Here is a 22,222-nt window from a genome sequence, read left to right on the forward strand (position 1 = left end):
CGAATGGCAAGCACCGCTCCCAGACATGCCGTCGTTCTTGCCGCCGGCGCCGGTTCCCGCTTGCGACCCCTGACCGATCTGCGGCCAAAGCCATTGGTCGAGGTCAATGGAACGCCGATACTCCACAACGCCCTGCGACGTCTGGAGGCGGTCGGCGTGCAGGAAGTGACGATCGTCATCGGTTACCGAAAGGACGCAATTCAATATGCGTGCGGCAAGCGCTTCGGCAAGCTGAAAATCGACTACGTCGAGTCTTCGGTTTTCGATCGCACGGGCAGCGCATACTCGCTTTGGCTGGCGCGCGACGCGCTCCTGCGCGGCGACATCTACCTCCTCGAGGGTGACGTATTTTTCGAGGAGGACGCGCTGCACTGTCTTGCCCGCGGCACATCTCCTGACGCAGCAGCCGTTGCGCCATTTCTGGCAACAATGCAAGGATCTGCAGTCCTGCTCTCCGAGTGCGGGTTCATCTCGAGCTTTCGCATGAAACAGTCCGGCGCCGACCTGCCGGCCGGCGGGCCGATGCTTTTCAAGACACTCAATCTGTTTCGACTCTCGGAATCGACCCTGGAGACGACGATTGTGCCTGCACTTAAGGACATTATCGGTTCAGGAGCTACTCAGGCTTACACCGAAGAACTGCTGGCATTTCTGATCGAACGGCGCGGCCTGCGGCTCGCGGCAGCGCGATGCGATCATCTGCGCTGGTGGGAGATCGACACGGCCGACGATCTTCGCATCGCAAGCAGCCTGTTCGCCGACGAGAGCATAACACGGCGGCAGGCCGGCCCCCGAAATGATTGATTGCGACAAGTGAGTGCCATGCTCCGGTATCTGCTCGATCCGGCTAACGCGATCACAGCATCGGGCATGATATTGTCCGGGGTCGCCTTGTCTCTCGTGACGGACGGCCGCATCGAACTTGCCGTTGCAGTCGCACTCTGGGCAATGCTTGCAGACCATCTCGACGGGATTGTCGCACGCCGGATCCGGAACCGTTCAGAAGCAGCCGCAACGATGGGCAAGAGTCTCGACGGCTTCTCTGATCTCATTTACGGCGCGGTATTTCCCTCGATCGCGTTGCTGCAGTTGCACGGCGTCACCCTGCTGTCTGCCGCTGTGGGCACCACGCTGCTCGTCGCAGGTGCCCTCCGTCTGAGCTACTTTGGAATCACTGGCCTGTCGACGGATCGTTGCTTTACGGGTCTGCCGTTATCCTATGACGTTCCGATCCTTGCACTCCTCGTGCTGGCAGAGCCCTTTGTGCAACAGCCATTGTTCTCATGGCTGCTTCCCGGCACCTTTGCCACACTCGCCGCGTTGCACGTTTCATCCATTCGGGTTCCGGCCCCGACCCGATCGATGTACATCGCAATTGTTCTGTTCAGCGTCGCGGCTTCAGCCGCTCTGTCGATCCGTGCGCTGTTTTTTGCCTAGCCGGATCCCCTCATGCGCCAGGAGGCACCAATGCGCAAGGACGTTATCGACTTGTCACGAGCGGTACCGCCGGTCGTTCCGGCCCTGGAGGCCGCGCTCGCAAAGAGCATCGAGGCACGAGTTTACCGTCCTGACGCCGGAGGGCTTCTGAGAACAAACCGGCCGCGCGGAACAGAGGAGGATCGAAGAACCGGGGCGGAATGGATCTCCCAGCGCCTCGGATTCACGCCGGACATCGACCGCATGATTGTCACCAATGGCACCCTGAATGTCCTGTTCCTGCTGCTGAACCACCTCGTGGGCAGAAGCGGCACATTGCTCACCGAAGAGATGACGTATCCCAACATGCAGGCGCTGTCCGGCATCCTTGGCTTCAATATCAGGGGAATACCGATGGATCGTGAAGGGTTGAAACCTGACGCGTTCGAGGATGTTTGCCGCAAGATCGACACGTCCAAGGTTCTTTACACGATTCCTACTGTGCAGAACCCCACGGCGGCCGTGATGTCATCCGGAAGACGCGTCGAGATAGCCACGATAGCGCGAAGATACAACGTTCTGATCATCGAGGATGATGCACAGGCACTGATGGTCGAGGACGCGGGAGCTCCGATTGCAACGCTCGCTCCGGAGCTTACCTGGTATGTGATGGGGCTGGCCAAGACGGTCGTGATGGGAATGCGCGTGGCGTTCCTGATGGCTCCGCGAGCAGGGGATGCCACCGCATTGATGGAAAAATTCGGCAAGATGTCGATGTGGTTTGTGGCTGCACTGCACGCCGAACTTGCCCAGGCCTTCGTTGCGAACAGGACCGCACATGAGGCAACAACAAGCATCCGGAAGATCGCCGCCTCACGGCGCCGGATTGCCGCAGACGTCCTGCAAAGGCCTGATCTTGCCGGCGGGCCGCTGGGACTTCACGTCTGGGTCCCGACCCGACCGGACGCCAGGAGCCTGGCGAGCGAGGCTCTGGCGGCAGGTGTACTTGTGCGTCCAGGTTTTCAGTTTGCAGCTGAACCGGTACCGACCGGAGCGATGCAAGGACTTCGGGTGTCATACTGCGAAACACGTAACGAGGACGATCTGCGACGCGGTCTGGCGATCTTGGCAAAGATCATTTCGGCCCGGGACGCCTGGCCGGATACTGCGGCTACCTGCGGTCATTGATCGCTGTGCGGCGGTCCGGCCATAACAGTTTGCGAGATCGCGACTGACAGGCGCCCGTCGGGCGGAGATTACCACCCCGGCAGGCTCACTTCACGGCAGCTGTTGCAGGATGAGGACGAGGAGAAGGCCGCATGACGGAAGCAAGCGAACTGTTTCGCGGAGCGGCGCGCTACTACACACGACACAGGCTCGGCTATCCCGAAGATCTGTTCCGATCATTACTTCGCGTCTGCCGGCTCGCAGACAGGAGCCGCGCGATCGACCTCGGTGCGGGGACCGGACAGATCAGCATTCCCCTTGCCCATTCGATTGCGGATGTGCTGTCCGTCGATCCCAATGATGAAATGATCGAGGAAGGCAGGCGAAGGGCGAGGGAAAAAGGACTTGCGAACATCCGGTTTGTGGTATCGCGATCTGAAGATCTTCCCGAACCTGCGCCCTTGTTTCACATTGCGACGATTGCGAGCTCATTTCACTGGATGGAGCGAGACAGGGTACTTTCAAAGCTGTGCCGGATGCTGGAGCCGGACGGGTGCGTTGCGATCATCGATCGCGAGCGGCGCGGTTCGCAGCCCGACGGATGGACCACAGCGATGTGGAACGAAATGAGAGATTTCTGGGGAGGGAGCTTTCCGGCGGGTCCTGGGACCGTCCGGCAAATGACCGTGTCGCACCTTGAGATGCTCCAGGCTTCCGCCTTCAATGAAGTAACAGAACTACGTCACTACTACGAGCACAAATGGAACATCGATGATCTTCTGGGTTACCTTTATTCCACGTCTGCAGGTGCTCCGGGTACTCTGGGTCCTCGTCGTGACGAGTTTGCGAGGCGCATGCGCCGCCTGCTGCTGTCCTGTTCACCCTCCGGCTCCTTTGTAGAACAGGGCTACATCACGACATTGCTCGGATACAGACCCTGATCGTCGCAGGCCCGTACGCCCGCCTGTCGCGCTTATGCCTTCGCGCTTCCCACGCCCTGGAATAGCAGTCGCCTCTTCATGGGCGTCCGCTTCCGCCTGCGCGCAAGAACCCGTTGGGCGGCCGCTTCAAACCGATGTTCTCTCTCAGGGTTTGTCCGCAGTACGCGGATCTGAATCGTCCCCGTCTGCGCAATTCGGGGACCACAAGCCCGATAAAGTCCTTGAGTCCGCCGGGAACGGTCGCCGGCATTACGTTGAAGCCATCGGCTGCACCCTGATCAAGGAACTCTATCATGACATCTGCGATTTCGTCCGGTGTCCCCACGATCATCAGGTGGCCTTTGCTGTCCGATATGAAGTCGATCAGCTGTCGCCAGGTCATGTTCTGCCTTGCCGCCACCTCGAGGAGCAGTTTCTGTCGACTCTGGACGAGATTTGTCTGCGGCAGGGCCGCGGGGACCCTGGCGTCAAGATCGATCGCGCGCAGATCCGCAACGGAGCCCAGCACGCGATCTGCCAATCCAATCCGGGCATCGATGTGCGTATAATCTTGCAGTCTTCGGAGGATCCCGGAGGCCTCCTGCCTCGTTCTCCCGACGATCGGGACAAGGCCCGGCATGATCAGCACCTCGTCCTCTTCCCGCCCGAGGGCGTGCGCTTTCTTTCTGATCGTTGCGTAGAACCTCTTGCCACCCTCCAGAAACGGCTGGGCGGTAAATACGACCTCGGCGAATTCTGCAGCGAACGACATACCGGCGTCCGATGCGCCGGCCTGGACCAGCACGGGATGCCCCTGCGGCGGCCTTGCGACGTTCAATGGACCTCTGACTGACAGAAATTGCCCGCGGTAATTCAACGGGTGCAGCTTGGTCGTATCAACGAAAATGCCCGTCTTCTTGTTGCGAATGAAAGCATCATCTTCCCATGTATCCCAAAGTCCTCTGACGACCTGGACGAACTCTCTCGCGCGCGCATAGCGGGCGTCGTGATCCGGCAGCTCCTCCTGGCCGAAATTGCCGGCCTCGAACTTATGACCCGAGGTAACAACGTTCCATGCCGCGCGGCCGCCTGACATGTGGTCGAGCGAGGCGAGCATGCGTGCGAGATGATAAGGCTGCTGGTAAGTCGTTGTCGCGGTCGCAACAAGGCCGATGCTTGTGGTTCTTGACGAGAGCGACGACAGAAGTGTGATTGGCTCGAAGCCGTCGTTCCGGCCCGCACGAGCTATTGCCGCCGGATCTGGTTCCATTACGCTTGGCGTATCGGCCAGGAAGATGAAGTGAAATGCGGCATCTTCGGCGAGCCGTGCCAGAGATGCATAATGATCGATATTGATTCCGCCATTTGCGGGTACGTCCGGATCCCGCCAGGCGCCTTCGTGATATCCCGCCTGGTTGAGAAACAGCCCCAGCTTCATGTCGCCCCTGTTTGGCATGCCTGTCTCCAGTTCGAAGAAAATCCGCCGGCGCGGTGCCCGTCAGCTGTTCATTCGAGCCAGGGGCTCGCGCCGGCCGGCAGGCTCAGGTCGTCCGGATTCATTTTGGTCGGCGAGAGCCGCTCCCCTGACAAGGCGAGCAGAAATGCTGGAGGGATATGTCCTCGATCAAGTGCATCGAAATGTCGAACCACTGCCGGTCTGATTACTCCAGTTGAAAGACAAACTGTGAAATCGTCACCGCTGAACACTGGTAGGCCCGCAGATCCGTTTCGGCCACACCGCTCACCGGAGCAGGCGAAGACTTGTTCACCTGACAACCTGATCGCGTGTCGCCCAGCGGAAAGCGCAGCTAAAGATTGCACCATTGCAGGCAGTTGACGAAACCGGGTAGCGATTGCGAACGAATGTAGCGTCTGCCGAAGCGACGAGGATTACGCTGCAGTCAACTACCGCGTTGGGCAATTGATGCAGCCGGCGAAGCATGGCATCGGTCGAAAGGAAGCCAGGACACGACCTCCGCACCGCCTTGACCACCGTCGGTTCACACACGCGATCCGCCGGATGTAACCTGCAGAAGTTAGCTGGCGCCCGGAGCCACTTCAGCGCGCAGCGTCAAGGTCGCAGGGGGCTCCCGGAAGAAGCGATCCTGCGCGTGCCAGTCCGGTCGGGGCTCCGGACCAACAGGAGCCTTCTTCCCGGAAAGCCGCGCTTCCGGCGACTGATAGCGATAATGGCAAATTGCAACACTTAACATTTCGGTCCACGGCCGGCGGGTTGCTGCCCGATTGCCCAGAGGGCAGCGGAGTATACGGGGACCTGAGCAGATGTCCGGAGGCAGTCATGTTTGCAGCGAGTGAGATATTCAGTGGTGCTGCGCCCTACTACGCGCGGCACGCCGTACCTTATCCGGAGGATGTCTTCAGATCGTTGATCCGGCTTTGCCGCCTCACCACGAGTACTCGTGTACTCGATCTTGGTGCCGGCACGGGACAGATCGGCCTTCCCCTGGCGCAATCCGTAGGGAACGTGTTTTCCGTCGATCCAAGCAGCGAAATGGTCGAGGAAGGGAGGCGAATGGCAAGCACCCGTGGAGTCAACAATCTGGACTTCCTCGTGTCGACGTCCGAGAACCTGCAATTGCCCGCCTCATCATTTGACCTCGCAACCATTGCCCTCTCCTTCCACTGGATGGATCGGGCCGCGACACTGGCAAAGCTGTCACAAATCGTGAAACCTGATGGATGCGTCGCGATCATCGATCGCGTGCGGGAGCATTCCGAACCTGGAGAATGGTACAATGCAATGGTGAACGACATTACCGACTTCTGGGGCGGCAGCCTGCCCGCCGGTCCCGGAGGCGTACGGCCAAGGCTGACAGGATCGCATCGGGAAGTCCTTGGCGCTTCCGATTTCAACGAAATCACGGAACTTCGTCACGACTACCAGTATCACTGGATCATTGATGACCTTCTTGGCTGGCTGTCCTCGACCGCAATGGGTGCACCAGGCACTTTGGGCCCCCGTCGCGAAGGGTTTTTGACGCGCGTCCGTCAGCTTTTGCTGTCGCACTCGCCGTCGGGCTCTTTTATGGACCGCGGTCACATCACGACCTTGATCGGATACCGATCCCGAAGCAAAAGCCTTTGAGCGAGCGCTGGCTGATTTCCGGTGTACGTCCTGCAGACGTGCCGACGGAGCTCCGTCGGCAACTTTCCATACAGGTTCGAAAACCGCGATTGTTGCGCTGGCCAGATAGCATCAGGGCGATCGATCGAGATCACAAACATTGATGACGCGTTCTGATTGAGCCCGCCGGGCGAGGAATACGCGATCGCCCTACCCGGAATGGCGCGTTTCGCTCGCCCGAGCTCTGGTCCAGAGCAGGCCCTCGCTCCATATGTGTCCGACACGTCCCCACCGGCAGGCAGCTGCAACGTCGGGAAAGAAGCCGCATCCATGGTGATTGGCGCTCGTATTGCAGAGCAGCGGAAGTCCCGTAAGCCTTTCATACTCGACGAGAAGCCGGGCGATCGCGTGCCGGGAGTCACGGGGCACTGTCTGCAATCGCGCGGACCCGTCGAGGTGCACCACGGCAGGAATCCTGTTTCGCAGTTCAGCCAGCGTCTGGTGCTCGAAAAGCATGTAGCGGTCCGGCGTTCCGGGGCTGAAAAATTCCGGTGCCCGATCCTCGAGGCAAATCGGCGCCACGGGTCGGAAATGCTCCCGGCATTTGATCCCGTTGAGATGGTTCTTCATCCCTGCTGAGGTCGCGGCAGCAAGAATGCTCCTGCCCCCCAGAGCTCTCGGTCCGAGCTCGGCTCGACCGTCAAGGAAGACCACAGGGTGGTTGTCGGCCAGGATAGTGGCAAGTTCCTGCATGCTGCAGGGCGACGCCTCCCATTCGCTTGGTACATCGGCGCGCTGCAGGGCCGGACCGCTATAGACGGACCACTCGAGCGGCACGAAACCCCTGTCTGTTGCCAGGGCGGAGCAGGCAGCACCGATTGCCGAGCCGCTGTCGTTGGGAAACGGCGGCACCCAGACAGCATCGAACAGGCCTGACGCACGCAGCGTCGTATTCCATTTGATGTTGAGACCGCAACCGCCGGCAATACAAAGATTTCGGATCCCTGGCAGGTGCGAATGGCGCTGCAAGGCAGCCGTCATTTCCCGGACGAGCATACGCTCGAGAAAACAATGAAAAGACGCAAGCACATTTTCAGGCGCGTGATTCCCCAGTCTTGCGATGCTGACCTCGAGGAGGTCGTGCCACGCTGCAAGCGCGTAATCTATGCTTGCGACCTCTCCGCGGTAATTGCGACCGAGCCTGTCGTCCGCCGCAACACGCTCCTCGTAAAGCTCCTGAAATACCGCCACGACCGCTTCATCAAAAGACCCGAGCGCGATATAGGCCATCACCTTGCCGGCAATGCTGCGGTCTCCGCCTCCGGCGCGGTTCGATCTTTTGTAGGGCCCGAACTTGTGGCCAGCCAGTACATAGGCATGCCCGATCACCGGAAACAGCGATTCAACAAAACGGGCCTCGTGGCGCTCTACATGATAAAGACGCGGAGGTATACCGCCGTCCCACACAAGACAGACAGCGGGTTTTCCTGTCTGCGCAAACGGGCTGGTGCAGTAGGCCGACGCAAGATGCCCTGTCACATGCGGGTAGCTCCTGTAAGACAGGACTTCGCGACCGAGCATGAGGCCCGAACTTTCGCACGCAGCCAGCAGACCGCTGGCGTACGGCTCAAGATAGGGCGCCGCCTTGAGAGTGACAGGCTTGTTACTGCTGACGACATCGAACCGCGTCCGTGGGTCACCGGGCCAACCGTCGATGACGTACTCATCGATGTCCTTCGGACCCAGACCCTGCGCGGCCAGGGCGACGACAATGTCATCCAGATTGCCAATGTGCAGGTAGCGCGGATTGTTACCGCGCTTTTCCTGCTCAATACAGAAGACAAGACGCCCGTCCTCGACGAGGGCGATTGCTCCATCATGTGTCAATTTGATACCGCAGATGCGCATCGTGCCTCCGTCTTGTTGTTGCGCCCCGCCCCGGGTTCAACGATCGAAGCCGTCGCGACTGCTACTGATCACTGGACTGCCCCCCAATCGACATACGCGTTACGCCGGCCGCTACTGACGCTCGTTGCGTTTGCGTTGTCGCATTCCGGATCTGGAGCGATGCAGTATGCAGGCCAGGTGCGGGCTGTCAGAATCGCTTGACGCAGGAGGCCGATGCCGCTGCTGCAAAACCGCGTGGCGGATTGCGCACATCGGGAAGGTCGATTACGAACAGCGGTGGGCGAGGTCGGCCAAAGCCCGTTTTCGAACTGCTATTCCGTTCAGGCATCACAAATCAGTACTGGCGGCCGAAGTGGTCTTCGCCGATTGCGCGCGTTCACGAACAACGTGGATCATGCTGGCCCGGCGAGCGGCCGCCCACCTGGCGGCAGAATTTAGGCGGCATTGGAGCCTGCGCCCCCATCGCAGCAGCCTATGCTGACTGACAAAGAGCAATCCGAGCGGTTCACGGGGACCGCGCGGGAACTCGGGACAGACGAAAGTGGGGAGAGCTTCGAGAAGGCTATGGATGCGATTCCAGGCGACAATGGTAAAAATAACTCAAAGCAAATCTCGTAAGCCATTGAAATACAAAGATTAATTTTTGTTCATCTTTTGTTGTACACCTTGGGATCATATTGACCCACCATATGTTGGTTAAGTACGGTCATTTGATCTAACTGGCGAGGGTGCATCCATGACGTCCAAGAAGCAAAGCGTCGAGTCTATGGACGCTCTCGGGCGTAGCATCGAAAAGAATCTTTCCCGAGAATTTGACCAGTTCTATATCGAGCAAGGTCTTGCTTCGGAACATAGCATCGCGGTCAAGAACGATTTCTTTCGCTCTCTCAATCTAAGCCGATTCAGCATTAGCGCAATTGGCGGCCGTCACACGACTGAGTGTGAGTAAGCATTCAGATCACCTTACAGAAGAAGAAGTAGCGAAGGTTCTAGACCTCGTTAATGAGGCTGACGCTGTCATAGTCGGCGGCCAATGTATGGCCATCTGGGCAAGATTTTACGCCGCCTACAACCCAGACATTTCGAAAATCTATACGATGTCCAGTGAGGACGTCGATTTTTATGCCACTAGAAAGGCCGCAGAGGAGTTCGCCGAAAAGCTCGGCGACGCAAAGCTGTACCTTCCGGGCCCCGATGACTACGGACCGAACTCTGCGAAGGTAGTCGGTCGAGTCGGTGATCGCGAAATCAATGTAGACTTCCTGCATTCGATCAAGGGCGTCGATCATGCCTCGTTGAAGAAAAATGTCCTTACGTTGACAGGCACTACGTCCGATGGTGACAAGTCTCTGAAAATCAAATTGATGCACCCAATTGACTGCTTTCGCAGCCGCCTCTCGAACATAAACGACCTTCATCGCAAGGATGTGCACTCCATCAGTACCGCGAAGGCGTCAGTTCTCGTTCTCGACGCGCTCATGAATGACTTCTTGAGTCGTGGCTGGACAAAGGAGGCGCAGGACACGCTAAAGACGCTGCGATATGTGACGCTGGCCAAATGCTACGGAACGGCCGCTCATTTGCAGTTCGGCATAGATCCAAGGTGGATACTTGAAAAGTATCTTACCGACGATCGGCTAGATGAAAGGTGGAGAACGTTTCAATTGAAGACTTCTCTGACGCGGCTTGATGAAAAGCTGGTGCAAATTGCTGCTAGTACAAAACCAAAATGACAGTTCCAATTTCATCGAACCAGAGACTGACCTGCGCCTGAACTTTCATCCAGCGGCAGTTAGAGCCTCGGGGTTTTGTACGCCTTGCGGCGCGGTCGAAGCAACGGGCGATCGGCGAAGCTGGTCGGGGTTGCGCAGCCGAGCGTCCGTTGCGGTGAGGTTGGCGGCGTAGGCCGCCGGGGTGAGATACTGCAGCGACGAATGCGGGCGCTCGCCGTTATGGTCGGTGACCCATGCCGCGATTTTGGTCCTGGCGTCGTCGAGATCGAAGAACAGCGTCTCGTTCAAGAACTCGTCGCGCATCCGAGCGTTGAAGCTCTCGACGAAGCCGTTCTGCATCTCTGCATCGGCTTGCCCGGTGTGATGAAGTGCCAGCCGATGCCGGTCTCCTCGCACCAGGCCAGCATGGCGTTGCAGGTGAACTCGGTGCCGTTGTCGGAGACGATCAGTCCGGGTTTGCCGCGCCGTGCGATAACCGTCGTCAGTTCCCGTGCCACACGCCGGCCCGAGATCGATGTGTCCGGAATGGCGCCCAGGCATTCCTTGGTGACGTCGTCGACGATATTGAGGATGCGAAAGCGCCGTCCGTTGTCCGTTTGCGAACTGGTCGTGGACGAAGTCCAGCGACCAGCGCGCATTCGGCCTGGCTTCCACCAGGATCGGCGACCGGCACCCTGCCGCCTTGCGGCGAGCCCGCCGCTTGCGGGCCGCAAGTCCTTCTTCCCGATAGAGCCGGCGAATAGGTTGATCCCTGACCGCTCGCTCTCCCGCCTCAGCAAGACGAACAGCCGGCGGTAGCCAAACCGTCGGCGCTCATGGGCAAGGTCGCGCAGCCGGGCACGAAGCTCCGTGTCTGGCGGCCGACGAGACCGGTAGCGGATCATCCTGCGATCCGCGCCGACGATTGCGCAGGCCTGCCGCTCCGACAGACCCATCACGGCCTTCAGATGTGCCACCGCGGCGCGCTTGGCGACCGGCCCTACCATTTTTTTGACAAAAGCTCGCGAAGCGCGGCCGCATCGAGCATCTGCTCGGCCAGGAGCTTTTTCAGCTTCACGTTCTCTTCCTCGAGCGCCTTCAGCCGCTTGGTTTCGGACACGTCCATGCCGCCGAACTTGGCCTTCCAATTGTAAATCGTCGCCTCGCAGACCCCGTGTTTGCGAGCCAGGTCGGCTGTCTTCGCCCCAGCCTCATGCTCCTTCAACACCGCGATAATCTGTTCTTCCGTGAACCTTGCTCGCTTCATCCGTCCGTCCTTGTCAGGCCGGACTCTAACTCCATCTGGAGGAAATACTCAGGGGCAGGTCAAGACCGTAATACCTCGATGAAAAACTTTGTGTCGGCAAAATAGTTTGGGTACCGCATCATTGTATGAGCTACGGCGTGCGTAGCTGGCAAACAGGACCTGTGACGCGTTGCTCGTTCCGCTCCTCGCCGGCTCCTCTCAGGCGCAAGGCTTTCTGTCGCTCGCGCCCGCCGCTGGGCCCACATGCAGCTGTGAGCTGCACTTCCATCCGGCCGGTTGCAGAGAGACCAAGAGTGCCGATCCGGGCAAGCGCTGATGAACTAACGCCGGCTCCGTGAGACACCAAACGTACACAGGCAGACTCAACGAAGATCAAGTGGCGCGTCTCACGCCTGTTCTGCACGTCGGACTCAACTTCACCTGTCAGACCGGGCGTGACCGAAGCTCATGGCCACGATCTGCATAGTTCGGCTTGCATGGAGAAAGCGCAGGAATAGATCTGCCTGCGTCGGGACAGGGTCTTCCCCCCTCCGGTTGATGTCGCTTGTTGCAGGCTTTCCGAACCATCGCATCTTCCTGAGTTCGCATCGAATTAGTTGATTATAGTCATCCATTTGTAGCGCTCCGGATGCGATGGATCACGCGCCAAGGGTCCTATCTGTTCGGGGTTATTATGCGAGTCAACATCAAAGACCGTGCTACGGACGCAAACGTTCGGCACATGTATCACAGTGAGCCGCTGTACGTGGCTGCAGACAAAGTCCGGTTTCGACCAGTCACGAAACAGGGCGGCCTCGCCATCGCGCTGTCGACAGCAGCGTGGCTCGTCTGCAACCCGCTGCCGGCACAGGCAGCCAGCGTTCAGGACCAGAAAAGCGATCCTCAGGGTGAGGCCGGGAAGCAAGCGCCCACGAAAACAGGGTCGGTCCCGAAAGCCGATCATCACCGGAAGAAAGCAGGCGCCGCGTCGACCTCGCGATTGCAGACCGGCGTTCAACGGCGCAAGGCAAATGAAGTTGCGGACAGTTACACGATTGAAAAGAAGCCCGATCCGTTCGCAAAATTCCAGAACCTCCGCGAAAAGGGACTGGTCGTCAGCATACCCGGGCCAGCCGATACAGTGGTTCAGGATGCCGGTGGCGTGAGATCTGCGCTGGCCGAAGTCGGCATCGGTTATCTGTTGTGGTCACAGGTCACCTACACAAACAATCTTCTGCCGAATTCGGCCAGAAGCACCATCGCGAACCAGCTCTACAACGGGCAAAATCCGACGTTCAACACCGTAAACTACATGTGGGTGACCTATGATCTCAGTCGATATGGTATTCCAGACGGCCAGATCGTCGTGGGGGCCGAGGAGCAATCCTGGACATGGCAACCTGGCGGGCCGGATCGACTAGGCATCAACACGATTTCGTACTATCAGACTTTCTGGGACAGGAAGCTCGAACTCAAGGTCGGCTATCTCAGGAATTCACATGAATTCGCCGGCACGGTGGTTGGCGGAAATGCGGGATCAAATGTTTTCGGTCCCTCGTCGAGCATACTTTTCCAGGGAGGCCTGAGCGCCGCCCCGGCACCGACGCCGGCTCTCAACCTGAAGTACAATTTCGATGATCACCTTTACACCAAGGTGTCCTTCCAGCGTGCCGACAGTCCGGACGGGCTCTTTACCCAGATCACCGAGAACCCCACGGGCCTGAACTGGAGCACGACGCATGCCGGCGTTCTCTACCTTGATGAAACCGGCTATCTGAACAAGGCCGCTCCAGGCTCGCCGCAGACCTGGCTGAGGGCGGGGGCAGGTTACAACACCAGCAGCTACAAAAGTCTGGCGCTTCCAAATCAACAGAGAACCGATCCGAACACCTTCTATTACATCGCCGCGGACAGGCAGTTCCTGCAGACGAATGTTCAGGACTCGGCATCTCGTGGCATCTACGGCGGATTCTCGGTCATGGGAGCTCCTCCTGATCTGAATACGGTCAGCCAGTACTATGAGCTACGCTTTTATGTGAACGGACCTTTCGACTGGCGGCCGACCGACCAGATTTCCATCGTCGCGACTGACACGGTGTGGAGCAAGCTGGCGGTCGACGCCGCGCTGGCGAAAGGAAAGCTCGTTCATCGGGACAGTCAGGCAATCGCGGCCACTTACACCGCCCATCTCGCACCGGGAGTCTATACAAGTGTAGGACTGACCTACATCAACAATCCAACCAGCATCACGTACACCCCACAGATCGGACATGCCCTGAATTTCTCCGTGTCAACGAACATCTTCTTCTAGGCGGGTACTTGTCGAACGGGCGCTGCCGATCAGGAGGCGATCGAGCGGCAGCGCCCGCTTCGGCAATGTGCCGCCGGGTCGCTGTGGTCAGTGCGGGAACACGAAGGACCCGTAGCTACGCCGGAATAAAGTCGGGGAGCTCAGGCCGCGACGAGCTGCGGCACGATAGTGGTCCAAGATGATATGCTTGTCGACGACCTTGTACCCCGATGGTCTGGTATTCTTGACGGCTTCGATCAGTTCCTCGAACTGCGTTAAGACCCTCGTTCAGTCATCAGTATCGAGCCTGGAGATGAATTAGCCCGAGTGCAAGACGATCCTGTTATCGGCGGGTGACGTGATTTTCCCAAAAATGGAAATCCTCTCTTCCATTTTTGGGAAAATCATGGTAGGATCCTTCCATGCTGGTAATCGGCACGGACATGGTTGAGCGCTATTTTTCCGAGCGCTCTGGTCATCGGGGCATCGACGCGGCGCGCGCTCAATACAGGGCATGGCTGGCGATTGCGGAGGCTTCGGACTGGCGGACGCCGCAGCAGGTGAAGCGATCGCATCCCAAGGCGAGCATCCTGAAAGGCGGACGTGCGGTGTTCAACATCAAGGCCAATGACTACCGCCTGATCGCCGTGGTTCAGTATCGTGATGGTGTATTGATGATCCGCTTTTTCGGCAGTCATGAAGACTATGACAAGGTGGACGCGGAGACGGTGTGATGAAGGCAACATTGATAATTATCCAGAACCAGGCCGATCATGAGGCGGCCAAGGTGCTTGTCGGCAAGCTGATGCAATCGAACGAGGCTGCCGATCGAGCGCGCATGGTAGCGCAAGCTCGCCTTATCGAAGCGTATGAACGCGCGCGCTGGCCGCGCAAAGCGCCGCCGTTGCCGGATTTGCTGACCTATCTGATGGAGCAACATGGTTTGACGCGCGCTGATCTTGTGCCGCTTCTGGGCACTGCGAGTCGCGTCAGTGAGGTCATGTCCGGCAAGCGCGAATTGAGCATGACGATGGTGAAGCGTCTGCGCGAACGTTTCCATATTCCGGCGGATTTGCTGATTTCCGCGAGTGGAAGTGTTGCGGCTTAGATCAATCGGGACCATGACTTTCGTTAAGGGCGCACTTTGCTCGGCGCCGTCAACATTCGCCTCAACGCGAGAAATTCAGCGCATGCGATTCCAACGACTTGCAGGGGGATTGGGGGACGCACTTCGACCGGCGCTGCAGTGAGTTGCCGAGGATCTGGCTGGCAGCGCGGCTGCGGCAGGGCCGCCGCTGCAGCGCTGCTGCATTGCGCAGCAGCCAACTTCAGACAGTGCAAGACGACCCAGAAGGCTCATCATCGCCTTCTTCTCAGCCGTCATCATTCGCTCAAAGGCAGGTCACGGCTTTGACGAACGCCGGAAAGGCTGTACGCACTCTTGCGAGGTTCTCGTCGACTTTGCGCGGATCAAGATCAAACCCATACCGATGCCGGATGACGTGACGGAAGCCCTTCAACTCGACAAGGAGGCCGTAGAGTTCGGAGCCAATCAAGGCAGGACGTTTGCCGTCGATCCCGGCTGACACCTGATCCAGTAGGTCCTGGTGAGCCGACTCGCCAGTCGGCACATAGCCGTCAACGTCGTTTGCGAGGCTCAGCATCAAGTCTTCGATGCCGTTATAGATGTTGTGAACCCCCAACGCTAAAGCCCAACCTCGCGCCCACTGGTTGACGGGGCCCTTGAGCGAGCCGAGGTAGTCATCAATCTTGACGAGCCCTTGCCTAGCCCGATCAAGCTTTGTCGCGAGTTTTGCGAAGGGGATTCGTCACGGCTTGCCGTGTTGTCGGCGGAATGCAGCACGCTGGCGGCCGAGCGTGATGTGGCGATCGCCCAACGCGATGCTGCAGTCCAGGAGAACGACAAGCTCCTGATGATCCTGTCCCAGTACAAGCGCACGATCTTCGGTCCCCGCTCCGAGACACTGGATCCCGGACAGCTGTCTCTCTTCACCATCACGGCGCAGGCGGCAGGTGCCGCCGCCAACGACGACGGGACCGGAGGCAGGCTGCCTGATGGAGCGGAAGGCCGTAGCAAGCGACCGGCGCGACGCAACCGGGGGAGGCTTCCGGAGCATTTGCCGCGCATCGACGTCGTGATCGATATCGAGAGCCACATCTGCCCCTGCTGCGGCGAGCGGCTGCACAAGATCGGGGAGACCGTCAAGGAAGCCTTCGACGTCATTCCGATGCAGTACCAGGTCAAGCGCATTGTGCGTCCGCGCTACGGCTGCCGGGGATGCCGCCAGGGTGTGCTGCAGGCACCGGCGCCGGCCCAGGCGATCGACGGGGGGATGGTGACGGAAGCCTTGCTGGCCCACATCGCGGTGATGAAATACGGCTACCAGCTGCCGCTGTATCGGCAGGAACAGATGTTCGCCGCGCAAGGCATCACGCTTGACCGGCAGACGCTGGCCTCATGGATGGGCCGCGCCGCCTGGTGGCTGAAGCCGCTTCACACGCTGTTGCGCGACACAGTGATGTCCTACCCGCGGCTGTTTGCCGACGAGACGCCACTGCCGGTTCTCGATCCCGGCCGTGGCAGGACCAAAGTCTGCCAGTTCTGGGCGATCGCCACCGATGACCGTCCGTGGGGCGGCCCCGCGCCGCCGGCGGTGGTCCACATGTTTGCCGAGGATCGCAAGGCGATCCGCGCCAAGCAGCTGTTCGGGGATTACCACGGCATCCTGCAGGTCGACGGCTATGCCGCCTATAAGGGCCTGATCAAGAACGGCGGCCGTCTGGTGTTGCTGGCGTTCTGCTTCGCGCATGCGCGGCGGAAGTTCTGGGACGTTCACGTCGCGACGAAGTCGCCGATTGCCGCGGAAGCGCTGCAACGGATCGCGATGTTCTACGCCATTGAGGATCGCATCCGCGGTCTGCCGGCGGCGCATCGGGCTGCTATGCGGCAAAGCGACACCAGGCCGTTGATCGAGGACTTCAAACCCTGGCTTGAGGCGCGACTGCTGGAAGTCTCGAAGAAGTCCGGTCTGGGCAAAGCCATCCGCTACACCCTCAACCATTGGGACGGCCTGACGCGCTTCATCGACGACGGACGCATTGAAATAGACAGCAATACGGTCGAGCGCAGCATCAAGCCGATAGGCCTGGGAAAGAAGAACTACTTGTTCGCCGGCAGTGAAGACGGCGCCGAGACATGGGCCATTCTCGCCTCGCTCATCAACACGGCAAAGCTGCAAGACATCGACCCGCGGCACTATCTGACCGATGTTCTCGAGCGCATCGTCTCCGGACGTACAAAGATCAATCAGCTGCACATGCTGTTGCCGTGGAATTGGAAGGCCGAGCGCGACAGTTCGCTGGCAAAGCTCGCCGCCTGATCAGTTCGACGGCAGGGACTCTGGAACTTCCTGCGCATCGCTGGTGTCGTCATAGATCTCCTCGCGGATCACGCGCAGCGTCGTCTCGTGCAGATAAACTTGCAACGCCCTCTCCAGCTCGGTGAACTCCGGCAACAGAACTTTGTCGACGAAGCCTCGGGACGCACGGATCACCACCGTGTTGCGTCGTTGGCGGTGATAACGAAACGGCCGCAGCCCGTACCGGCGGCAAAGCGCCAAAAACAGGTGCCGCGACCATTGGTCAGGAAGTGAGAATTGCTGCTCGATCGGCGGATCGTGGCGAGCGAGCTCCGCGACCCGGGCACGCACCCGCTGTAGCGCAGCTTCCGCCGCAAGGCGCTCACCGGCAGTTCCGGCACCCGCGAACAACGCCTCGATCTTCCGAAGCTTCTCGCGCAGCTGCGATTCGCTGGTCATTCTGATCCCCGTTGCCCGCTCCGAACCGGGATCACCCCATCACCGCGCGCCGGCAGCGTCAATCATCCAGACCGCGCTATCCAGAGCATTCCGCGCAAGTCAAGCCCAGGCGCCAGTGATCCTCTCGTGACGCTCACGAATCTTCGCCCAGTCGACCTTGGCGCGCTTGTCGACGCCAGGTGAACAGCAGGCTGTGAGCCACCCCATGCCGGCGCGCGACGCCGTAGACCGTCTCGCCAGCCTGCAAGGTCTCTTCGACAAGGCGAACCTTCTCGTCGTAACCCCATCGCCGCCGACGCTCTGCGCCCAACACATTGAGCTGCATTCGCCACGTGACCTTAAAACTAGACTTAAGGTCAAATCCTCGGTCCGCCTCTCAAACTACACAAGGCGGCCGACGCCGGAGGGATACGGAAGGAAGATACGGATCGAGCTGGAAAACACTTGGTCGCCGGTGATTGCCAGCGAGGTGGAAAGAAGTAGAAGAGTCCGCTTAGAACCACGTCATCTGACGATCTGAAGGAAGAAGAACTCGCGCAAGCGGAGTGGGCCTTGGCGATTGCTTGAAGCGAAAACAACTCTCGCCAGCAGCGGAACGCCGAAGCCCAAAGTGAACAGAAGAGCCAAAGCAAAATGTCTAGAGCACTTTTCTAGCCGGCCGCCCCTTGCGCTGAAGTCGCGGACTCGCAGGAAGCATAAGCATCTGAAACAAGCTTGTAACAGCCACATGTCTTTTGCTCGAGGCTCTTGCGTGCATCAATCTCTAAGACGCCGCGCCGCTTGCGAATCAAACCTTGTCCTTCGAATAGACTTAGGGTCTCAGTAACCCCGGCGCGGCGCAATCCCAGGACCGACGAAAGATAGTCATGGGTAACTGGAAGCACACGAGCGTCCGCGGCGTCGCTAGCCAGACAGAGCCAACTCGCGAGCCTCCTTTCGCGGCCGTGCCGAACCCCGCATAATCCTGTCTGAGCGCAATGCAGGGCGAGCGCTTGATCGTACCTGGAAAGATGTTCCCGGATTTCAGGACGATCGTTCATCACGCGGCGCAAATCCTCCACACGAATCCTGTGCGCGCTTCCGGGAAAGAGCACAACAGCCTGATGCGTCGAGATTTGTCTGCCTATCAAAAGCGAAGCACCGATCGCGCCACGATACCCTATTACCGCCACCTCCAGGAGGCTACCTGTCGCGACAATTCTGAGAGAGACGAGCCCCGACTCGACAAAATAGACGTGATCAAGGGGCCTTTTCGGCTCCTGCAGCACCGTCCGTTCTTTCAGGACAATCGGCTCAAGGAACTGTCCTATGGCCGCCAGGTCTTGAGGAGAACATTTCGCTAGAATTGCGTTTCTGACAAACGACCGAGAGCCACGACCTGCCGTTCCAAGGCCGCGAAGCATTTGCTGTGAATCGGACGCCCGTTTCAGGATGGCATCCGCGGGGCGGTCAGGCCCTTCCGAGACATCGGGCACGCGGTCGCTCATAGGATGGTCTGTCTCTTGCCAATTGATCTAGCCGAGTGGCTAACTCTAGCGATTCTGCTATCTTGATTTGCGCAATGAGCTTCGTGGCGACGCCCAAATCCCGCTTCAAATCGTCCTTTCTGGCGGATTCAACGCATCGAGCGTGGGGCGGGCGCCTTGCCGCCTTAGGCGACGCGCGGAGAAGCGCCTCTAACGGACGGGGATAGCGTCCGAACCAGAGGCCGACATGATAGAAGCAGGCCGATGTCGACCCCGTTGAGAACGAGCAGCCCGGGAGCATCCTGTAGGCATACGATGAAGACCGCCCGATTGACGCGTGCGCGCGGGCCCGTCGAGCTCTATGATGACGTTGCGTGAAGGTCAGGCGGCCTGCTGACCGGCGGGCTTGCCGGCGTGGCCCAGGAGCTTCCATTCCCAGGGCAGCAGTTCGTGCAGACGTGACGTGGGAAGATCGGCGATACGGGCGAGGACGTTGGCGAGTCAAGCTTTCGGATCGACGTCGTTGAGGCGACAGGTCGCGATCATCGTCAGCATGATGGCGGTACGGTCGGCGCCACGCTGGCTGCCGGCGAAGGTCCGTTCCGCCGTCCCAAGGCGAAGCCTCTCAATGCGCGCTCGGCACAATTGGGTCAAGCAGATCCTGCCATCGTCGAGGAAGCGGTCGAAGTCGTTCCAGCGCCTGGGAGGAGCGCGAGAGAGTTTCGCGCTCACGCAGCAACCAGGCGTGCATGTCCTCGAGAAGCGGCTTGCTCTGTTCCTGGTGCACGGCAGGTCGCTCCTCGGCGCCGCGGCCGTTGATGGCGCGCTCGATCTCGAACAATGCGTCCAGGTGTCTGACCGCCTCCAGCGCGATCAGATAGCGGCGCGCCGAGGATCGCGGCGCGGTGGCGGACCTAAATGGTTGCCATTAGTTGACCGCGCAGCACGCCGAAGGTATGCGACAAGCGCGCGCAAGCGTTGCCGCGCGTACAAACACGATCGCCGCCAGCTGAAGCGAGGTGAACGCCATCCCTGATCGCGAAGGGCACTTTTTGAAACGCGCTCATCGATGATCCAAGCTCTGTTCTTGCGGACCCCACATTCATGAGGTTCTTCAGGGCGCTTTTGGGAAGCACCTCGCGCCGCAGCCATGCTCGACCGCTCATCTTTTCACTGCCCAGCACAGATAGCGTCGGAACAGTCGGCTCGCACTGTGCCGCGTTCTCTCACACGAGAATGGCGGAGCTGCTCGCGCCTTCTCGGCAATCTAAGCAACCAGATCGCCCGCGCCGGCCGCGCAATTCTGGCGGGATTGCAACAAACCTGAAAGGTTCCCTCCTGACCGACAGCAGATGGCCCCACTTGGCCTTGAACTGCCAGGGTCTTTACGAAATCCGACCTACCGCCTTTGCTAGGCAGCCTCAGCGGCCCGTGATTTCAGCCTTCTTAGGTGCGGTAAGCCCAGGTCAATCGTAAGCCGGTCCATGGCCCAATGAGGACTGCCGATTTCATTGATGGGATACCGCTCAGTCGCGCGATTGTCCCAGATTGCAACGTCGCCTGATTTCCAGTTCCAGCACAGAGTGTTCTCCGGCGCAGTGAGGTAGGATTGCAGCAGTTCGAACAATCTTTGACTGGAATAGCGCTGCAGGCCGACAAAGTTCTGCACGGAACGACCAAGCGTGAGCATGCGTTCGCCGGTCTCGGGATGAACGCGAACGATCGGATGTGTCGTTTCGCAAATCGTTCCGGTGAATACGTCGTCCAGTGTCCTGTTGTCGGTTTGCGTGCGGCCTTCCGCCATAGTGTAGTCGAATGCTGCGCAGCGCACAGCCCAGAGACTATCGGCAAGCATCCGCAGGGACTCGGGAAGGTCAAGATAAGCCGCCGCAGTGCTCGACCAGGCGATGTCACCGCCAAAAGGCGGGATCGCCGCACCTCGCAGCACTGAGATTTTCGGGTGGCCGGCATTGAAGACATCGTCATCGTTCGCCTGGTCGAAGTGGCGGCAGGCGCGTTCAGCGGGCGTTTCCCGGATCGTCAAGCCTCCCCTTGTGTCCACCATTTTGGGATGAGGTATCAGCGAGCCGAGCCGGAGAGCAAAACGCTGTTGCTCGGCGTCATCGAGATGCCCCTGATTACGGAAGAAGATGACCTTATGCTCGAGCAGCAGCTGCTTAATGGCGGTGATGACCTCGTCTGACAAACCGTCCGATAGCGCAATGTTCTTGATTTCGGCGCCAAGCCGGTCCGCATGCCTGACGATGTCTGCTCGCGGAATGACGTTATCAACAATCATTGTGCTACTCATGACGGCGCCTCTCTCTGTGGATGTCGTAAACATAGCCCCCGATTGATGATGATGCCGGGCGAGCAAAGTGACGAGCCATCTTGTTGATGGCGGGCATCCGAATTGCCTGATCCGCGCCGCCCAACGAGCCAAGCAGGATTTCGGATATGCACCATCATCTTATCGTCTGACTCCTGTGCGCGCGGAGGCATCCAGTGCGGTTTCGATCGAAGAACATTTACGTATAAACGCCATCGGATCGATTTTCCGATTGAATCATCGACCTGGCTTGACACCGCAGATCATAGAACCAATCCATGTCCAGTCCATGAAACGAAACCAGCTTTCTTTATCGATCTTGAGCAACGCTTGCTCGCCGCCAAACGTGGCCATGGAAGATCTTTGATGATGGTGTGATACGCCCACTCAAGCGATCCTCATGCCGCCGCATGACGAATGAACGAACCGCAACTATTTGGCTCTGCACCCGCCAAACATCTACGACCTAACGTTGCTTCTATCTATAGGACATCTTTTGCGAGTATACAAGCCATTGTTCGCCGCTTTGAATTGGTTCAAAACACGCGCTTTTCACCAGCTTGTCAGGTCAAGCTCTCTGCCCAAGGTGCGCGATGCGAAACTCGAATGGTGCAACTGCCATTGCGGTTTAACAACGGGCTCAATCCCACCATTTCCAATCTGCGTTGCTCGACCGAGACTTGGGCGGACCGGCTGTGACTTACGCCTTAGCTCTATCCGAATAGAGCCGCGGATTGCCGCTGGGGCCAGAATGATAAGGCTACGCAGGGACACCGTGTGCCAGAGCAAAGGACTGGAGCCTCAAACCGGGCTCGCGCCGCGGTATTCGCTTCGGATCACGGCT

At 59.1% G+C, this 22,222-nt stretch carries 19 protein-coding genes and 2 pseudogenes; 11 read left to right on the forward strand and 10 right to left on the reverse strand.

Annotated features, from left to right (window positions below):
• Positions 1-3 precede the first annotated feature (3 nt).
• The 4 genes from JEY66_RS34465 (at position 4) to JEY66_RS34480 (ending at position 3,524) form a co-directional block, all read left to right on the forward strand.
• A complete protein-coding gene (locus tag JEY66_RS34465; RefSeq protein ID WP_018270126.1) occupies positions 4-804 on the forward strand; it encodes a phosphocholine cytidylyltransferase family protein in 801 nt (266 codons plus the stop codon).
• Positions 805-822: 18 nt separating this feature from the next.
• Positions 823-1,437: a CDP-alcohol phosphatidyltransferase family protein gene (locus JEY66_RS34470; RefSeq protein WP_018270125.1), complete on the forward strand. Its 615-nt coding sequence runs from the start codon at positions 823-825 to the stop codon at positions 1,435-1,437.
• Positions 1,438-1,467: 30 nt separating this feature from the next.
• The gene (locus JEY66_RS34475; RefSeq protein ID WP_157183426.1) at positions 1,468-2,604 is read left to right on the forward strand and encodes an aminotransferase-like domain-containing protein; all 1,137 of its coding nucleotides are present in this window, start codon (positions 1,468-1,470) and stop codon (positions 2,602-2,604) included.
• 131 nt (positions 2,605-2,735) lie between these two features.
• Positions 2,736-3,524, forward strand: coding sequence for a class I SAM-dependent methyltransferase (locus tag JEY66_RS34480; RefSeq protein ID WP_018270123.1), 789 nt, complete (start codon positions 2,736-2,738; stop codon positions 3,522-3,524).
• Between the two features lie 76 nt (positions 3,525-3,600).
• Here the strand turns inward: JEY66_RS34480 and JEY66_RS34485 are convergent, their stop codons facing one another.
• Entirely contained in the window at positions 3,601-4,959 is a 1,359-nt protein-coding gene (locus JEY66_RS34485; RefSeq protein WP_018270122.1) for an LLM class flavin-dependent oxidoreductase, read from the reverse strand.
• Between the two features lie 843 nt (positions 4,960-5,802).
• Between JEY66_RS34485 and JEY66_RS34490 the strand changes: the two genes are divergently transcribed.
• Complete coding sequence (locus tag JEY66_RS34490; RefSeq protein WP_018270121.1) at positions 5,803-6,609, forward strand: class I SAM-dependent methyltransferase; 807 nt, start codon at positions 5,803-5,805, stop codon at positions 6,607-6,609.
• 189 nt (positions 6,610-6,798) lie between these two features.
• Here the strand turns inward: JEY66_RS34490 and nodU are convergent, their stop codons facing one another.
• Positions 6,799-8,496 (reverse strand): nodulation protein NodU, encoded by a 1,698-nt coding sequence (gene nodU, locus JEY66_RS34495; RefSeq protein ID WP_026192362.1) that lies wholly within the window; start codon positions 8,494-8,496, stop codon positions 6,799-6,801.
• Between the two features lie 941 nt (positions 8,497-9,437).
• Here nodU and JEY66_RS34500 point away from each other — a divergent pair.
• Entirely contained in the window at positions 9,438-10,229 is a 792-nt protein-coding gene (locus tag JEY66_RS34500; protein ID WP_018270116.1) for a hypothetical protein, read from the forward strand.
• A gap of 45 nt (positions 10,230-10,274) precedes the next feature.
• Here the strand turns inward: JEY66_RS34500 and JEY66_RS34505 are convergent.
• A pseudogene (locus JEY66_RS34505) lies at positions 10,275-11,475 on the reverse strand (IS3 family transposase).
• Positions 11,476-12,220: 745 nt separating this feature from the next.
• Between JEY66_RS34505 and JEY66_RS34510 the strand changes: the two are divergent.
• The 3 genes from JEY66_RS34510 to JEY66_RS34520 all read left to right on the forward strand — a co-directional run bounded on the left by JEY66_RS34510 (position 12,221) and on the right by JEY66_RS34520 (position 14,852).
• Positions 12,221-13,765 (forward strand): carbohydrate porin, encoded by a 1,545-nt coding sequence (locus tag JEY66_RS34510; protein WP_244620912.1) that lies wholly within the window; start codon positions 12,221-12,223, stop codon positions 13,763-13,765.
• A gap of 401 nt (positions 13,766-14,166) precedes the next feature.
• Positions 14,167-14,478, forward strand: coding sequence for a type II toxin-antitoxin system HigB family toxin (locus JEY66_RS34515; RefSeq protein ID WP_018270112.1), 312 nt, complete (start codon positions 14,167-14,169; stop codon positions 14,476-14,478).
• Positions 14,478-14,852, forward strand: a complete 375-nt coding sequence (locus JEY66_RS34520; protein ID WP_018270111.1) for a helix-turn-helix domain-containing protein — start codon at positions 14,478-14,480, stop codon at positions 14,850-14,852. Before JEY66_RS34515 ends, JEY66_RS34520 begins: the two co-directional genes overlap by 1 nt.
• A 283-nt stretch (positions 14,853-15,135) precedes the next feature.
• Here the strand turns inward: JEY66_RS34520 and JEY66_RS34525 are convergent, their stop codons facing one another.
• A complete protein-coding gene (locus tag JEY66_RS34525; RefSeq protein WP_018270110.1) occupies positions 15,136-15,447 on the reverse strand; it encodes a ribonuclease toxin HepT-like protein in 312 nt (103 codons plus the stop codon).
• A 141-nt stretch (positions 15,448-15,588) separates the two neighbouring features.
• On the opposite strand from JEY66_RS34525, the gene tnpC reads away from it, so the two are divergent.
• Entirely contained in the window at positions 15,589-17,145 is a 1,557-nt protein-coding gene (gene tnpC, locus JEY66_RS34530; protein WP_018270109.1) for an IS66 family transposase, read from the forward strand.
• Here tnpC and JEY66_RS34535 read toward each other — a convergent pair whose 3' ends face one another.
• The 6 genes and pseudogenes from JEY66_RS34535 to JEY66_RS34560 all read right to left on the reverse strand — a co-directional run bounded on the left by JEY66_RS34535 (position 17,146) and on the right by JEY66_RS34560 (position 21,360).
• Positions 17,146-17,583 carry a hypothetical protein gene (locus tag JEY66_RS34535; protein WP_018270108.1) on the reverse strand — a complete coding sequence of 146 codons (438 nt, stop codon included), beginning with the start codon at positions 17,581-17,583 and terminating at the stop codon, positions 17,146-17,148.
• 133 nt (positions 17,584-17,716) lie between these two features.
• Positions 17,717-17,908 (reverse strand): transposase, encoded by a 192-nt coding sequence (locus tag JEY66_RS34540; RefSeq protein ID WP_018270107.1) that lies wholly within the window; start codon positions 17,906-17,908, stop codon positions 17,717-17,719.
• Positions 17,909-18,233: 325 nt separating this feature from the next.
• Positions 18,234-19,070: a Crp/Fnr family transcriptional regulator gene (locus tag JEY66_RS34545; RefSeq protein WP_080650318.1), complete on the reverse strand. Its 837-nt coding sequence runs from the start codon at positions 19,068-19,070 to the stop codon at positions 18,234-18,236.
• 360 nt (positions 19,071-19,430) lie between these two features.
• A pseudogene (locus JEY66_RS34550) lies at positions 19,431-19,923 on the reverse strand (IS66 family transposase); the annotation flags it as partial.
• 40 nt (positions 19,924-19,963) lie between these two features.
• The gene (locus JEY66_RS34555) at positions 19,964-20,233 is read right to left on the reverse strand and encodes a hypothetical protein (RefSeq protein ID WP_141382039.1); all 270 of its coding nucleotides are present in this window, start codon (positions 20,231-20,233) and stop codon (positions 19,964-19,966) included.
• Between the two features lie 227 nt (positions 20,234-20,460).
• Positions 20,461-21,360 (reverse strand): TauD/TfdA dioxygenase family protein, encoded by a 900-nt coding sequence (locus tag JEY66_RS34560; protein ID WP_026192358.1) that lies wholly within the window; start codon positions 21,358-21,360, stop codon positions 20,461-20,463.
• Positions 21,361-21,427: 67 nt separating this feature from the next.
• Between JEY66_RS34560 and JEY66_RS34565 the strand changes: the two genes are divergently transcribed.
• Positions 21,428-21,745 (forward strand): hypothetical protein, encoded by a 318-nt coding sequence (locus tag JEY66_RS34565; protein ID WP_141382041.1) that lies wholly within the window; start codon positions 21,428-21,430, stop codon positions 21,743-21,745.
• Positions 21,746-22,222 lie beyond the last annotated feature (477 nt).

Origin of the sequence: Bradyrhizobium elkanii USDA 76 (genome assembly GCF_023278185.1) — a bacterium.
Taxonomy (GTDB): domain Bacteria; phylum Pseudomonadota; class Alphaproteobacteria; order Rhizobiales; family Xanthobacteraceae; genus Bradyrhizobium; species Bradyrhizobium elkanii.